Source organism: Amycolatopsis sp. NPDC114504 (genome assembly GCF_055633595.1).
Window position 1 is genome coordinate 601610 of sequence record NZ_JBVKDU010000001.1, and the last position, 14404, is coordinate 616013.

The 14404-nt window shown below is 74.4% G+C and carries 13 protein-coding genes; 8 read left to right on the forward strand and 5 right to left on the reverse strand.

Translation table 11 applies throughout. The features are described 5' to 3' along the window. Window positions 1-12: 12 nt before the first annotated feature. Both ACZ7PG_RS02910 and ACZ7PG_RS02915 read right to left on the reverse strand, forming a co-directional pair. Window positions 13-531 carry a hypothetical protein gene (locus ACZ7PG_RS02910; RefSeq protein WP_470237389.1) on the reverse strand — a complete coding sequence of 173 codons (519 nt, stop codon included), beginning with the start codon at window positions 529-531 and terminating at the stop codon, window positions 13-15. A gap of 134 nt (window positions 532-665) precedes the next feature. Further along, window positions 666-869 (reverse strand): hypothetical protein, encoded by a 204-nt coding sequence (locus ACZ7PG_RS02915; RefSeq protein WP_470237390.1) that lies wholly within the window; start codon window positions 867-869, stop codon window positions 666-668. Between the two features lie 320 nt (window positions 870-1189). On the opposite strand from ACZ7PG_RS02915, the gene pdxR reads away from it, so the two are divergent. Continuing rightward, on the forward strand, window positions 1190-2572 hold the full coding sequence (gene pdxR, locus ACZ7PG_RS02920) for a MocR-like pyridoxine biosynthesis transcription factor PdxR (RefSeq protein WP_470237391.1): 1383 nt from the start codon (window positions 1190-1192) through the stop codon (window positions 2570-2572). Between the two features lie 464 nt (window positions 2573-3036). Here pdxR and ACZ7PG_RS02925 read toward each other — a convergent pair whose 3' ends face one another. Next, window positions 3037-3888 carry an NAD-dependent epimerase/dehydratase family protein gene (locus ACZ7PG_RS02925; RefSeq protein ID WP_470237392.1) on the reverse strand — a complete coding sequence of 284 codons (852 nt, stop codon included), beginning with the start codon at window positions 3886-3888 and terminating at the stop codon, window positions 3037-3039. Between the two features lie 2 nt (window positions 3889-3890). Next, window positions 3891-4292 (reverse strand): cupin domain-containing protein, encoded by a 402-nt coding sequence (locus tag ACZ7PG_RS02930; protein WP_470237393.1) that lies wholly within the window; start codon window positions 4290-4292, stop codon window positions 3891-3893. Between the two features lie 103 nt (window positions 4293-4395). On the opposite strand from ACZ7PG_RS02930, the gene ACZ7PG_RS02935 reads away from it, so the two are divergent. The 3 genes from ACZ7PG_RS02935 (at window position 4396) to ACZ7PG_RS02945 (ending at window position 6490) form a co-directional block, all read left to right on the forward strand. Further along, a complete protein-coding gene (locus ACZ7PG_RS02935; RefSeq protein WP_470237394.1) occupies window positions 4396-5280 on the forward strand; it encodes a sigma factor in 885 nt (294 codons plus the stop codon). A gap of 80 nt (window positions 5281-5360) precedes the next feature. Continuing rightward, window positions 5361-6092, forward strand: coding sequence for an SDR family oxidoreductase (locus ACZ7PG_RS02940; protein ID WP_470237395.1), 732 nt, complete (start codon window positions 5361-5363; stop codon window positions 6090-6092). Then, entirely contained in the window at window positions 6089-6490 is a 402-nt protein-coding gene (locus tag ACZ7PG_RS02945) for a hypothetical protein (RefSeq protein ID WP_470237396.1), read from the forward strand. The genes ACZ7PG_RS02940 and ACZ7PG_RS02945 overlap by 4 nt, the downstream gene beginning before the upstream one ends. On the opposite strand, the gene ACZ7PG_RS02950 is transcribed toward ACZ7PG_RS02945, so the two are convergent. Further along, on the reverse strand, window positions 6438-7115 hold the full coding sequence (locus ACZ7PG_RS02950) for a hypothetical protein (protein WP_470237397.1): 678 nt from the start codon (window positions 7113-7115) through the stop codon (window positions 6438-6440). The genes ACZ7PG_RS02945 and ACZ7PG_RS02950 overlap by 53 nt on opposite strands. A 114-nt stretch (window positions 7116-7229) precedes the next feature. Between ACZ7PG_RS02950 and ACZ7PG_RS02955 the strand changes: the two genes are divergently transcribed. The 4 genes from ACZ7PG_RS02955 to ACZ7PG_RS02970 all read left to right on the forward strand — a co-directional run bounded on the left by ACZ7PG_RS02955 (window position 7230) and on the right by ACZ7PG_RS02970 (window position 14397). After that, window positions 7230-7664, forward strand: a complete 435-nt coding sequence (locus tag ACZ7PG_RS02955) for a type VII secretion target (protein WP_470237398.1) — start codon at window positions 7230-7232, stop codon at window positions 7662-7664. Next, on the forward strand, window positions 7657-8781 hold the full coding sequence (locus tag ACZ7PG_RS02960; RefSeq protein ID WP_470237399.1) for a hypothetical protein: 1125 nt from the start codon (window positions 7657-7659) through the stop codon (window positions 8779-8781). The genes ACZ7PG_RS02955 and ACZ7PG_RS02960 overlap by 8 nt, the downstream gene beginning before the upstream one ends. A gap of 205 nt (window positions 8782-8986) precedes the next feature. After that, a complete protein-coding gene (locus ACZ7PG_RS02965) occupies window positions 8987-11872 on the forward strand; it encodes a helix-turn-helix transcriptional regulator (protein ID WP_470237400.1) in 2886 nt (961 codons plus the stop codon). Between the two features lie 68 nt (window positions 11873-11940). Further along, window positions 11941-14397, forward strand: coding sequence for a PEP/pyruvate-binding domain-containing protein (locus tag ACZ7PG_RS02970; RefSeq protein WP_470237401.1), 2457 nt, complete (start codon window positions 11941-11943; stop codon window positions 14395-14397). Window positions 14398-14404: the final 7 nt, after the last annotated feature.

A 14404-nucleotide genomic window follows, 5' to 3' on the forward strand; every position in this document is an offset into this window, starting at 1 on the left:
GCTAGTGCGCTCTCAGCGAGCGGAACCGTGCGAGCCGCGGATGCGCAGCCCGTCGGACTCGATGATCAGCTCGGGCGGGTAGCCGTTGACCCCGACACCCGCGAACCGGATCGGCTCGCGACCGGCGCCGACGAGCGTGGTGGTGCCGTTCTTCTCTTCGAGCCGGACCGTGCGGGGGCCCGTCCGGGTGTCGAACACCTGCAGGCTGCCGAAGGACGCCTCGAGGTCCGGCCAGGTCGCCTGGCGGGGACCGCCGTCGAGGACGAGGGACGGCAGCGGCTGCGGCTCCCCGTCGAGGAAGACCTCCATCTTGCCGGACTCGCCCGTGTCGATCCGCAGGCCCGTGCGTTCCTCGCTGTCGACCGTGAGCTCGACGTATCCGCCGCGCGGAGCCGTCTCGCGGATCTCGAGCTCACCACCCGGCCGGACCAGGAACTCCGCCGGATACCGGGCCACGACCGCCAGCAGCGGATGGCGCAGGCCGTTGACGATGCGGATCGACTTGACCCGCTGCACTGTCGATTCGGTCAACGGACAAACCCTTCGGAGGAGCTGGGAACCGGCAGATCGTACCTCCGCCGCCCGGCGCTTCCGCGCAACCCTAGGGGTGTCCTTAGGGGATGGTCCGGACCGGTGCGGAGGACGCAACAGCCCGGCGGCCGGCCTCAGTGGCGGCCGCGGCGTCCGGACGGGTCGTGGGCCGCCCGGCCGCGCTGGCGCGGGGCGGGTTCGGGCGCGTCGTCGGAGGGCGCCGCCGGGGTGTACACCGGCTGCCGGAAGAGGTTCCCGTACCGGTCGTCCTGGGGCGCGGTGAACGCGTCGGAGCGGGGTTCTTCGGCGACGGGGTGACTGAACAGCGAACTGTCCACTGTGGAAGAAGTGATCGGGTGATCCTTTCGTGGGCGCCACGTGGTGTGGCGTGCTTCGGGTTTGTCACGAGTACGTGATCAGGCTGTGAAGACCAGCCGGATGGGGGCCGAGGACGGCGCGGACTTTTGATCACTCGCGCTCGAAATGCTCTCGGACACCACTCAGCGTACACCACTCCCTCGCGGAATGTGCACGAGACCCGTCCGCGCGGGGCCGCGCACCTCGGAGAGTCCTTTCCGGACAGTCCACATCGGAGGGGAAAGCGGCTTCTTTCCGGTACCGCGCACCGCGGAGGGCCGGATGCCGCAGAATGGACCCCGTGGACAAGCTGGGCATCGACCTGCACCTCGACGTCGGCGAACCGCGGGCGCGGGCGATCGAATCGGCGTTGCGCGAGGCGGTGACGACGGGCCGGCTGCCGGCCGGGACCCGCCTGCCCGGCACCCGCGGCCTCGCCGACGACCTCGGGATCGCCCGGGGCACCGTCGTCGCGGCGTACGCCCAGCTGGTCGCCGAGGGATGGCTGGTCAGCGCGACCGGGTCGGGCACGCGGGTCGCCGACGTCACGCTCCCGCCCGCCGGCGGCCCGCGCGACGCCCCGGTGCGCGGGGTCATCGACCTGCGCCCCGGCCGCCCGGACCTGAGCCTGTTCCCGCACGGCCGGTGGGCGGCCGCGGTCAAGCGGTCACTGGCGGCGGCGGGCACCGCGAGCATGGACTACGGCGACCCGGCGGGCACGCGGGCGCTGCGCGAGGCGGTCGCGACGTACGTCTCCCGGGCGCGCGGCGTGCGTGCCGAAGCGGGGGCCGTGGTGATCACGAGCGGCTTCACCCACGGCCTCGCGGTGCTGGCCCGGGCGCTGCCGGGGGCGAAGGCGATCGCCACGGAGGACCCCGGGCTGGCGCACCACCGCCGGCTGATCCACGGAGCCGGGCTGGCGACGGCACCGTTGCGCGTCGGCCCGGCCGGCGCCGACCCGGCGGACATCCCCGAGCGGGCGGACGCGGTGCTGCTGACCCCCGCCCACCAGCACCCGCGTGGCGTCGTGCTGAGCCGCGAGGCGCGTGCCGGTTTCGTCGCGTGGGCGCGCGAACGCGACGGGTACGTCATCGAGGACGACTACGACGGCGAGTTCCGCTACGACCGGCACACGGTCGGCGCGCTGCAGGCCCTGGACCCCGACCGGGTGGTCTTCGCGGGCAGCACGAGCAAGGCGCTGGCGCCCGGGCTGCGTCTCGGCTGGCTGATCCTGCCGCCCCGGTTGCGCATCCCGGTCTTGGACGCACTGGCGGCAACGGGCGCGACGGTGGGTGTGCCGGGCCAGCTGGCCCTGGCCGACCTCCTCGACCGAGGCGACTACGACCGCCACGTCCGCCGAGCCCGGCAGATCTACCGTCGGCGACGCACCGAGCTGGCCGGCAGGTTGGCTTCGTTGACCGAGGTACCTCTGGATGGCGTCCCGGCCGGGTTGCACGCGCTCTTGCCGTTGGCGTCGGCGAAGGAGGAGCGCCGGCTCGTCGAGACGGGGTTGGCGGCCGGCCTCCAGCTCGCGGGCCTGCACGCGGCGGGGTATTGGCACGGCGCGGAGGCGGCGAAGGCGGGGCTGATCATCGGGTATGGGACGCCACCGCAGCACGCTTGGCACCCGGCGTTGGATGCGCTGGCCGAGGTATTGCGCGGGGCGGCGATCGAGCCTTGGTGACGCTGCGCGCTGCCAACTTCCCGCGCCCAGCGGGGATCCGCGCCGCGGCGCGGACAGCGGAACCACCCCGGCGCGACCCGACGAAGCGCACCCGCCACGACACCGGCTCCTCGCGCACCCGGGCGCTGTCCGCGCCGCGGGCGCAGCAACTTTCCCGCACCCCGCCGGGTCCGTGCCTCGGCGCGACCGTCATCCGCGCGGGGCGGCCGTCACAAGCCCGCGAAACCCTCCCGCCACGACACGAAACCCGGCACCCAGCCCAACTCCCCACGCACCCGCGGCGCGACCGTCATCCGCGCGCGGGGCGCCGGCGCGACCCGGCGAAGCGCGCCCGCCACGACCCCGGCTCGGCACCCGACCCAGCTCCTCACGCACCCGGGCGCTGTCCGCCCCACACGCCCAGCCAACTCCCGCGCCCAGCCGGGGTCCGCGCCCGCGCGACCGTCATCCGCGCGCGGCGGCCGTCACAAGCCCACGAAACCCTCCCGCCACGACACGAAACCCGGCACCCAGCCCAACTCCCCACGCGCCAGGCTGTTGTCCGCGCCGCGGGCCCAGCCCGTGCGCTCACCCTCCACCCGGGCCGGGCCCGGCACCCCGACCGCGGTGCAAAACTCCGGCACCCACTCGTACCCCGCCGCGGGCTCGTCGTCGCAGATATTGACCGCTCCCGACCGCCACTCCAACGCCCCAACCGCCGCCGAGGCCGCATCATCGACGTGGACGAAGCTCGTCACGTCCGCGTTCGCCGGCAGGTTTCCCGCCTGGGCCAGCCGCGCCATCAAAGCGTCGCGGTCGTACCACGTCCCCGGGCCGTACAACGTTCCGTAACGCAGCACCACCCACTCCGGCAGCTCCGCCACCGCCGTCTCCAGCGCCTCGATCCCCCCTACCGTCGCCACCCGGTCGGGCGCGCCGTGCAGGTCCAGTGGGGTGTCCTCCCGCGCCGGTGAGACGCCCGGCTCGTACGCCCACGCAATGCTCTGGGCGACGATCCGGCGCACCCCGGCCGCCTTCGCCGCGTCGACCAGGTTGCGCGTCCCCACCACGCGGACCTTCGCGTTGGCCGCCCGGTCGCCGGTGCCGAGGTCGGTGAGCTGGTGCATGACCACGTCCGGCCGCGCCGCCGACACCGCCTCCGCGAGCGCGGCGGCGTCGTACACGTCACCGAGCACCGCTGTCGCTCCCTGCTCCTCGATACGGACCGCCGAGGCCGGGCTCCGGGTCAGGCCGACCACGTCGTGCCCTTGAGCCACCAGCGCCGGGACCACCCGGCGGCCGACGGCGCCGGACGCGCCGGCGAGGAAGATCCGCATGGTCACTCCCTCCCGACACGGCGGCCGGCGCGCGCGGCCAGCTCTTCCGGGCCGACGAACGTCAGCATCTCCTGCCCGGGCGCGCAGATCATCACGACGACGAACCGGCTCCACGCTCCGGCCAGGTTGTTGGCCGCCTGGTAGTGGATCACGTCGCCGCCGGGCTCCCAGAACGCCTCGCCGGCCTTGATCACCCGTTCGGGTTCGCCTTCGAGCTCGAAGATCATCTCGCCCTCGAGCATGTACCCGAAGACGGGCCCGGAGTGCCGGTGCGGCGGCGTGCCCGCGTCGCCCGGCGGGAGTTCGATCGTGGCCGTCATGACGTGCGCACCGTCCGGAATGGACGGAGTCTGCGAAGCCAGCATCGTGAGGACGGAGTTCGTCCTCGGTTGTGCGTCGGTCATGGTTCCACGCTAGGCAGCGCGCGCCGCCGCCGGCTGGTCCACTTCCGGCCCGGTGCGGTGGACCGGTTCGCCGCCGTAGCATGCCCGGGATGAGGAGCACGACGTGACGACCGGCGACCTCGACGGGGCGGTCGCGGCCTTCGAAGCGGCGCGTCCCAAGCTGTTCGGCATCGCCTACCGGGTGCTGGGCACCGCCGCCGACGCCGAAGACGTCGTCCAGGACACCTGGATCCGCTGGCAGGGCACCGATCGCTCCGAGGTCCGGAACCCCGAAGCGTTCCTGGTCACCACGGCGAGCCGCCTGGCGCTGACCGCGGCCGGGACAGCGCGGGCGCGCCGCGAGCTCTACGCCGGCCCGTGGCTGCCGGAGCCGGTCCCGTCCGGGGACGACACCCCGGGCGCGCTCGACCGGGGCGAAGCCCTCGAGCTGGCGATCCTCCTGCTGCTCGAACGGCTCGAGCCGGCGGAGCGCGCCGTCTACGTGCTGCGCGAGGCCTTCGACTACCCGTACCGCGAGATCGCCGGCTTCCTCGGCATCAGCGAGGAGCTCGCGCGCCAGAAGGGACACCGGGCGCGGACGCACGTCGCCCGCGAGCGCGCGGGACGCGTCGCTCCGGCGGAGCGTGACCGGCTGCTCACGGCGTTCCTCGCCGCGGCCCGGCGCGGGGACCTCGATGCCCTGCGGACCATGCTGGCCGCCGACGCGGTGTCCTCTTCGGACGGTGGCGGCGTCGTGACGGCGGCGCGGAAGCCCGTCGTGGGCCGGGAGCGCGTGGCTCAGTTCCTGCTGCGCACCGTCGCGATCTACGGCCAGGACGCCGAAGCCGAGATCGTCGAGGCGAACGGGCAGTCCGTGGCGCTGATCTTCCGCGGGGACACGCCGCTCGCGGCCTGCTGGGTGGACGCCTCCGCCGACGGTATCGACCAGGTCAGCCTGCTGGTCAACCCCGAAAAGCTCGCGGCGTTGTGGGCGGCCGCCCGCCCGTGAGTGTGACGGGCGACTCACGGTGTCACGTTCCGGGGAGGCCACCCGGTCTGGTGGGTGACTGACACCGGAAGGGGACAACGATGCGAGTGGCCGTCGCCGGCGGGACCGGCATGATCGGCAGGCTGGTGGTCCGGGAGCTGGCCGGAGCCGGGCACGAACCGGTCGTCCTGGCGCGCTCGCGCGGGGTCGACCTCAGCACCGGCGAAGGGCTGGCCGACGCGCTGGCCGGCTGCGCGGAGATCATCGACGTGACGAACGTCGTCACGCTCCGGAAGAAGCGGGCGATCGACTTCTTCGGCCGGGTGGCGCGCCACCTCGCCGGCGCCGACGTGCGCCAGGTCGTCACGCTGTCGATCGTCGGGATCGACGACATCGACCTCGGGTACTACCTCGGCAAACGCGAGCAGGAGCGCGTCGCCCGGGAAGGCCCGGCGCCGTGGACGATCCTGCGGGCGACGCAGTTCCAGGAGTTCCCCGAGCCGCTGCTCGACGGCGCGCGCGGTCCCTTCGTGGCGGTGCCGCGCCAGCTGTCCCAGCCGGTAGCCGCGATCGACGTGGCCCGCGCACTGACGGCTCGGGTCGGGCAGGCGCCGGCCGGCTACCTGCCCCCGCTGGCCGGGCCCGAGCGGCTGCGGATGGTGGACATGGCGCGGCAGCTGGTCAAGGCCCGCGGGGAGCGCAAGATCGTCGTCCCGGTGCGGGTGCCCGGCGCGGTCGGCAAGGCGATGGCGGGCGGCGGGTTGCTGCCGCCGGACGACCACGTCGAAGGCACTCGCACGTTCGCCGAATACCTCCGCCAGGTGACGCGATGAACACTCTCGCGATCCGCCTGGCCCTGGTGATCCCGTTCGGCGAGCAGCTGGTGGTGGGCGGCTGGAACCAGCTGTTCCCGCGCAGCTTCTACGACGACTTCCCGACGGTGGACCTGAACCCGCCGTTCAGCGACCACTTCGCCCACGACTTCGGCAGCGCGACCCTCGGCATCGCCCTGCTGCTCGGCATCGCTTTGGTGAAGCCGAAAACGCACTACGTCGTGCCGGCGTCGCTGGCGTATTCGGTGTGGTCCGTGCCGCACTTCTTCTTCCACTTGTTTAACATGGAAGCGGCGAGCCCCGGGCAGAAGGTGTTCTTGACGGTCGCCAACGCGCTGGTGGCGCTCATCGGCCTGGCCCCGATCGCCCTGGCTCTGCTGCGGGACCGCCGGCGGTGACGGCGTCGCGGAGGTACACGTGCAGCATGGCGGACGGGTTCCGCCGGTGGTGCGGCTTCCACGGCCCCAGCCCGATTTCCGCGCAGCGGTGGGTTCCCGCGACCAGGTGTGCCGGGCCGTCTTCGGCCAGGGCCCGCACGTCTTCGGCGGCGAGTTCGTAGGCGCGCCGGCTGCCGATGAGGAACAGGGTGTCCGCGGCGAAGGCGTACCGCAGGTGGTCCCGGAAGTCCTCGTGGTGGAACCGCTCGTGGTCGGCACGCCCGAAGGCGGGGAACGGCCGGGGCGGCAGGGTCACGGTGCTCATCGCCGGCAGGGACAGCCGTGACCGGAGCCGCTTCCAGCTCGACACCCGGAACCCGAGGCTGTGGTGCAGCAGGACCAGGTCGAGCGGCCCGCCCGCGCGCAGCGGGAGGTGGATGAGGCTGTGCGGCGAACGCGCGGCCAGCCACCACGCGACGGCGAGGTCGACGGCCTCGGCCTTGCCGATCGCCAGTTCCGCCCCGAAGCGGTGCTCCTCCAGGGCCGCGTTCCGGAGCGGACGTAACGGACGGACCACCCGGTAGCCGACGCCGTCGAGCCGGGCCGTGCCGACCGTCGCGCGCCACCGCACCCCGGCGAGCCGCATCGCTTTCCTCCTCGTTTCGGCTGACGGCGAAACGATAGGCGGCGGGGAACGCCCGCGGCCATCGGATTGTCGGATCTCGTAACGTGGCGAAAGATCTTCGGAGGGAGTCCTGTGGTGGCGGAATGGCGAGTGGTGTCCGAACCCAGCCCCGGGGTGACCCCGCCACCGCCGTCGCCGGGTGAGCACGACGCGAAACCCGAGCCCACTCCGTCGCCCTCCCCCGGACCGTCGCCGAAGCCCGCGCCGCCGTGGGGAGAGCCGGACATCGGCGTGACGCCGTCCTGGCTGCGGCAGCGCGCCGATGCCTGTGACGAGACCGCCGTCGCCGTGAACGCCTTGCGTGGCGCCGCCGACGACACCTTCGGCCCGCTGGCGCACGCCGCGCCGGGCTGGGACTTCGTCGGCAGCATCGACGACATGCAGTCCCGCTGGGACGGCCTCAACGACCTCCTGCACCGCCGGCTCACCGACGGCGCGGAGAACTTCCGGCTGAGCGCCGATGCCTACACCAAGACCGACGCGGCGGGCGGGGAGCGGATCGGTGGTTGACTTCAAGCAGCTGACGGAGCTCGACGTCGCCGGGCTGGAGACGTTCGCCGGGCAGTGGGCGCAGGTCCACGAGAAGCTCCACCGGATCCGCGACGCCTACGAATCCGCCGTCGTGACCCCGCTGGAAGACGGCGGCTGGGCCGGTAAAGGCGGCGACGCGGCGACCCGGTACTGCGCCCGGATCCGCTGGGACTTCGACGCCGTCGACGCCGAAGTCAAGGCACTGCGGAAGTACATCGACGTCGAAGCCGACGGCAGCGAGGGCACCGCGGGGCTCAAGGGCCTCGAAGGCCACCAGCGAGCCGTCCTCGACCTGCAGCGGCAGGCGCGCGAACAGGGCATGACGGTCACCGCCGCGGGCAAGGTCACCTGGGACGACACGCCGGGCGTGTCGCCGGGGTACTTCGACGCCCTCGGCGAGCAGGCCGCCATCGCCGACGGCTTGGAAAAACAGATCCAGGCGCACTTGAAGCAGGCCACGGAAATCGACGAGGAGCTCGCCCGCAACCTCAAGGTCGTCTTCGGCACGCAGGACAACTTCGAGACCGAGGACCGCCGGTACGGCGTCCTCCCGCCCACCGAACACGACCGCCGGGTCTGGAACCAGCTGCACAACGTCGTCCTGCTGGGTTTGGTGAAACAGGGCAACGACCACGCGGCCTGGCTGCTTCAGCACTACCTCGACGGCGACGGCAAGACGGTCGAAGCGCCGGTGCAGGACATGCTCGACGACATGCCGTCCTTCCGGGAGCAGGTCGACAAGTCCGTCGCCGAGGCGGGAAAGGGCCCGGACGGCCCGTTCACGACCGGCTGGACGACGACCGCGCCGGACCTCGCCCGCGACGGCAAGGGCGGCCAGGACTGGTACTACTCGTTCAACCACTTCCAGTACCGGCTGGTCGGCGAAAAGCACGGCGACCAGATCGACTACCACGTCGAAATCCAGAAGCGGTACGACTGGGGCATCCCGAGCGAGCACCGGCGCGACCTCGAGAAGGATTCGCCGGTCCTGGACGTCGACTTCGAGCAGGCCGACATCGCGCACCTCAACACGACCGGCAAGGCGCGCGACTTCGACGTCGTCGGCAGCTCGGGCCAGAAGACCGCGCGCGGCTAGCGGCTGTCCCACCGCGCAATCCCGAAACAGGCCGGGCGAGAAAGCGCACCTCACGGCGCCCGGAAATCGGCCCGCTCGTCCGACCAGGGGAATTGCGACGGCGATTCGCCGGAATCGGCACACCGGTGTGTGATCGTGTTACCGCCCGGATTTCCGAGGGGAGCACGATGCCGTGCGGTTCCGGGTGTGAGGGAGGCGAATCGCCGTGGCCGTCACCGTGCACGCGGATGTTCCGCTCATCGGCCGGGATCGGGAACTGCGACGGCTCGTCGAATGCGCCGGCCGGGTGCGGACCGGCGGGGCCGCCGTGGTGGTCGTCGAGGGCGAGGCCGGGATCGGGAAGTCGCGGCTGGCGACGGCGGCGCTGGACTGGGCGTGCGCGGACGGCTTCACCGGGCTGAGTGCCGGCGGGGCGCCGCTGCAGCGCGACCTGTCCTACGCCGTGGTGGTCGAGGCCCTGCGGCCGCTGGTGCACGGGCCGGCGGCCGGCGTCGCCGCGCTCGTCGACGGCCTGGGCGACCTGGCCCGGCTGTTCGACGGGCTTCCCGTCGCCCGCCCCGCGCCGCTCGGCGACCCGGGGCTGGAGCGCACGCGGCTGTTCGAAGCGGTGTGCGGCCTGGTGCGCCGGGCGAGCGCGCGGGGGCCGCTGGCCGTGCTGGTCGACGACCTGCAGTGGGCCGACGCCGAATCCCTCGCCGTTCTCCACTACCTGGTCCGGGGGCTGGCCGATCGCCCGATCCTGTTCCTCTTCACCTGCCGGTCCGGTGAGGCGCCGCGGGAGGTCCGGGAGCTGTTCACCGCGTTGCGGCGCGGCGACCTGCTGACCGAGATCAGTGTGCGGCCGCTGGGGCAGGGCGCGGTCGGCGCCCTGGCCCGGGCGCTGCTGGGTGACGAGCCGCCCGTCGCGCTGCTGCGGGCGTTGACCGGCCGGGCCGGCGGGGTGCCGTTGTTCGTCACGGAACTGGTCGGCGCCCTGGTCGGCAGTGGCGCGCTGGTGCGCTCCGGCGACCGGTGGGTGCTCGGTGCCGGCGACCTCGCCCCGATGCCCCGCGTCGTCGGCGACCTGCTGCGCGGGCGCATCGAAAGCTTGCCCGCCGCCGCCCGGCCGGTGCTGGACGCCCTGGCCGTGTTCGGCGGGCAGGTCACGCACGCGGTGCTGCGCGAGGTCGTGGCCGACGACGTCCCGCTGCTCGACGGGATCGCCCGGTTGCGGGCCGCGCACCTGGTCGACGAGCAGGTGCCGGCGGGCGTGGTGGTGTACCGGGTCACGCACCCGCTGCTCGGTGAGGTGGCCTACGACCTGCTCCCCGCGGCCGCCCGCGGCGAGCGGCACGCGGCGGCCGCCCGTGCCCTCCTGCGCACCGCGCCCGGCGACCTGCGCGCACTGGCGTTCCACGTCCGCGCCGCCGGCGACGTCCTGCCGGCGGCGCAGTCCTTCGACATCCTGGACCGCGCGGTCCGCGAAGCGATCGCGGCGAAACGGGGCGAGGAGGCCGCGGCGAACGCGCGCGCCGCCCTCGCCGCGGCGACCCGGCTCGGCCGCACCGACGTGCTCGGCGAGCTGACCCGGACGCTGGCCGAAGCCAGCCAGCTCGCCGGCCGGCCGGAGGACGCCCGGACCGCGTGGCTGGCCGCGGCGGACCTGGCCGGCGACGACGTCCGGACCCGGGCGCGGTGCGTGGCCAGCGCGGCCATGGCGGAGTGGGAACGCGGCCACGTCGACGCCGCCGAGAAGCACCTGGCGCTGGCCGCCGAAGCTCTCGCCGGCGTGCCGCCCGGCCCGGAGCACCTGACCGTCACCGAGGCCCGCGTGCGGGCCGCCGGACGCCGTGGCGACACCGTCGCCGAGCGGCGGCTGATCGCCGAGCTGGATGACCTCGCCGAAGCGACGGGATCGCGGCGCGGCCGGGTGAGCGCGGACGTCCACCGGGTCGCGGCGGCGTTCACCGTCGGCGACTTCCGCACCGGCCTGGCCGGGGTGGACACCTTGGTGCGCAAGACCGACGAGCTCCAGGACCCGGTGATGACGGAGCTGGCCACCCGGTCGGTCTTCATGCTCCTGCTCAACGGCGGTGACCTCGCGCTGGCCCGGGCCCACGCGACCCGGGCGCTCGGCGGGGCCCGGCGGGCCGGGGTGCCGACGCTGGAGGTCGTCCCGCTGCTCCTGCTCGGCTTCGCGGACCTGTTCCGGGGCCGCTGGGACGACGCGATGGCCCGCTCCTTCGACGTCCTGGAGCTGGCGCAGCGGGTCGGTATGGCCCGCGGCGTGGCGTTCGGGCTCGCGCTGCAGGGCCTGCTGCTCGCCCGGCGCGGCCGGTTCGACGACGCCGAAAGCCGGGTCGCGGAGGCCCGCGCGGGTTACGGGGACCGGCCGGACGTCGACCGGCGGGTCTCGACCGTCCTCGACCACGTGAGCGTGGAGGTCGTTCTCGGCCGCGACGGCGCGGCGGCCGCGCTGGGCCCGGCCGCCGCGCTGGTCGCCGGCCGGCCCGTCCTCCTGCCGGTCGCGCTGGCCATGCTCGGGCACGCGGCGCTGGACACCGAAGACCTGGTGACCGCGGAAAAGGCGGCGGACCGGCTCGAGGCGCTGGGCGACGAGGTGCGGTACCCGGCCGCGCTCGCCCGGTGGCTGCGGGGCCGGATCACCCGCGACCCGGCGCCGCTCGACGCGGCCGTCGACAGCCTCGCCACCGCGGGAATGGTCTACGACGAGGTGGTCGCCCGGCTGGACCGCGCGGAGCTGCGAGCGGACCGGCCCGGGCTCGCGGCCGACCTCACCCGGTGCGTCGAGGTGCTCGACGGGCTGCGCGCGCGGCCGCAGGCGGACCGGGCGAGGCAGCTGCTGCGCCGGCTGGGGCAGCCCCCGGTGCCGCGGCCGGCGCGGGCTCGGCCGAGCGAGCTGAGCGACCGCGAAGAACAGGTCGCGCGGCTCGTCGCGCAGGGCCTGTCCAACGCCGAAGTCGCCGGGCGGCTGTTCATCAGCAAGCGGACCGTCACCACCCACCTGCAGAACATCTACGGCCGGCTCGGCCTCGGCTCCCGCACGGCGCTCACCCGCTACGTACTCGAGCGGCTGCCCGGAAATACGTAGTCCGGCCGATGCCGCGCCCCCGGCGTAGTCGGCGACCGTGGACTCACCCGATTCGCGAGGAGTCCACGATGACGACGTCCCAGGCTGTCCTGCTTCCGTTGGCGCAGGCCACCGATCGGCACCTCGCCGGCACCAAGGCCGCCACGCTCGCGGCGCTGGCGGCGCACGGGTTGCCGGTGCCCCCGGGCGTGGTGATCCCGGCCGGGGTGTTCGCCCGGTCGGTGGCCGCGGCGCGCGAGCCGCCGGCCACGCCGCTCGCCGTGCCCGGCGACGTGCTCGCCGCGCTCGCCGAGGCGGTCCGGCCGTGGGGTGACGTCGCGCTCGCCGTCCGCTCCTCCGCGGTCGACGAGGACCTGGCCGGGTCGTCCTTCGCCGGCCAGTACTCCACGGTGCTCCGCGTGCGGGGCGCGGACGCGCTGCGGGCGGCCGTGCTGCGGTGCTGGACCTCCGCTTCCGGGGACCGGGTCGCCGCCTACTCGAGGGGGGTGGGCGGCGACCCGGCGATGGCGGTCCTGGTGCAGCCGATGGTGCCCGCGACCGCCGCGGGAGTGGCGTTCACCGCGGACCCGGTCACCGGCGAGCGGGACGTCGTGGTGATCGACGCCGTGCCGGGCCTGGCCGAGCGGATGGTCTCGGGCGAGGTGACGCCGGAGCGGTGGACGGTCCGCGCCGGCGTGGCCCGCCGCGAACCGGGGGCCGGGGCCGCGCTCGATCCCGGCTCGGCACTCGCCGTCGCCGAACTCGCCCGCGCGGCCGCCCGGCTGCGGGGCGCGCCCCAGGACGTCGAGTGGGCGGTCGCGGACGGCGAAGTGGTGCTCCTGCAGTCGCGACCGGTGACCGCGCTGCCGGTCGCTCCGATTCCGCTGCCGGTCGAAGTCCCGGCCGGCTACTGGGTCCGGGAGAGCAGCCACGCGCCCCTGCCGTGGACGCGGCTGACCCACGTGGCCTACCAGCCGCGGAAGACGGTGATCCGGACCGCGGTCGGCGAGCTGGGCCTGCTCGTCGACGGGGTGGAGCTGCGCGACATCGGCGGCCTGGAGTACCTGCGGATCGTCCCGCTCGGCGGCCGGGACCCGGTCCGGTTACCGGACTGGGCCGTGCCGCTCGCCTTCCGGCTGGTTCCGGCGCTGCGGCGGCGGGTGCGCCGGTGCGTGGCCGCGATCCGGGCCGACCTCCCCATGCGCCACCTCGAGCTGTGGCCCGGCGAGTGGCGGCCGCGCCTCGAAACCTGCGCCGCCACCCTGCGGGACATCGACCTCGCCCTGCTCGACGACGACGCGCTCGGCCGGCACGTCGAGTCGACGCTGCGGCTGTTCGAGACCGGTCTGTCGATCCACTTCCGGCTGCACCTGGCGCTGGCGATGGTGCTCCACGAGTTCGCGCTCGCCTGCCGGGAGCTGCTCGGCTGGGACGACCAGGCCTGGCTGCGGCTGGTCGCCGGCACCTCGGTGCGCTCCACCGAACCGGCCCGCGCGCTGGCGGAGCTCGCCGCTCACGTCGCCGCCCGCCCCCGGCTGCGCGCGCTCGTCGACGACCCGGCGGCGGACGCCCTCGCCGAAGACGCCGACTTCGCCGCGCGGTTCGCCGGCTACCTGCACCGGTACTGCTGCCGCACCTTGAGCTACGAGCTCGCCGAGCCCGCCATCGACGAGCGGCCCGACCTGGTCCTCGCGCTGCTGCGCCACCAGCTGGCCGCCGGCTTCGACCCCCGAGCGCGGGAGACGGAGCTGGCCGGGCGGCGGGCCGCGGCCGCCGCCGAAGCGCGAGCCGCGCTCGACGGCGCCGGCCGGGAGCGGTTCGAAACGGCGCTGACCCGGGCCCTCGCGGCCTACCCGGTGCGCGAGGACAACGAGTTCCACACGATCAGCGCCCCGGGCGCGCTGGTGCGCCGCGCCGTCCTGGAGCTCGGTAGCCGGTTGACGCGCCGCGGCCTGCTCCCCGACCCCGCGGCCGCCTTCCACCTGCGCCCGCCCGAGTTGCTGGCGGCGTTGCGGAGCGGCGACGACCGGCACGCGACGGCCGCACGCCGGGCCGGCGAGCGGAGCTGGGCCATGGCCCACCCCGGTCCCGCCGCCTACGGCACCCCGCCGCCACCGCCGCCGTCGATGGCTTCCCTGCCCGCGGAAGCGCGGTTCGCCAACGAGGCGTTCCTGTGGACCCTCGACCGGATCCTGCCCCCGGCGCCGGAGCAGGACACCGACGAGAACGTGGTGCGCGGGATCGCCGCGTCACCCGGCCGCCACACCGGCGTGGTCCGCGTGATCCACGACGAGACCGGGCTCGGCCGGCTGCGCCCCGGCGAGGTCCTGGTGTGCCCGATGACCTCGCCCGTCTGGTCGGTGGTGTTCCCGAGCGTCGGCGCGCTGGTCACCGACACCGGCGGCACGCTGTCCCACCCGGCGATCATCGCGCGGGAATACGCCGTGCCGGCCGTCGTGGCCACCGGCGACGCCACGACGCGGCTGCGCGACGGCCAGGTCGTCACCGTGGACGGCACGCGAGGCCGGGTCCGGATCGTCCGGTGACCTGCTC

Coding starts and splice junctions, on each gene's coding strand:
- ACZ7PG_RS02950 (WP_470237397.1), bottom strand. CDS start 7,115: ATGCGGCTCGCCGGGGTGCGGTGGCGCGCGACGGTCGGCACGGCCCGG.
- ACZ7PG_RS02940 (WP_470237395.1), top strand. CDS start 5,361: ATGCGAGTGGCCGTCGCCGGCGGGACCGGCATGATCGGCAGGCTGGTG.
- ACZ7PG_RS02970 (WP_470237401.1), top strand. CDS start 11,941: ATGACGACGTCCCAGGCTGTCCTGCTTCCGTTGGCGCAGGCCACCGAT.
- ACZ7PG_RS02945 (WP_470237396.1), top strand. CDS start 6,089: ATGAACACTCTCGCGATCCGCCTGGCCCTGGTGATCCCGTTCGGCGAG.
- ACZ7PG_RS02925 (WP_470237392.1), bottom strand. CDS start 3,888: ATGCGGATCTTCCTCGCCGGCGCGTCCGGCGCCGTCGGCCGCCGGGTG.
- ACZ7PG_RS02930 (WP_470237393.1), bottom strand. CDS start 4,292: ATGACCGACGCACAACCGAGGACGAACTCCGTCCTCACGATGCTGGCT.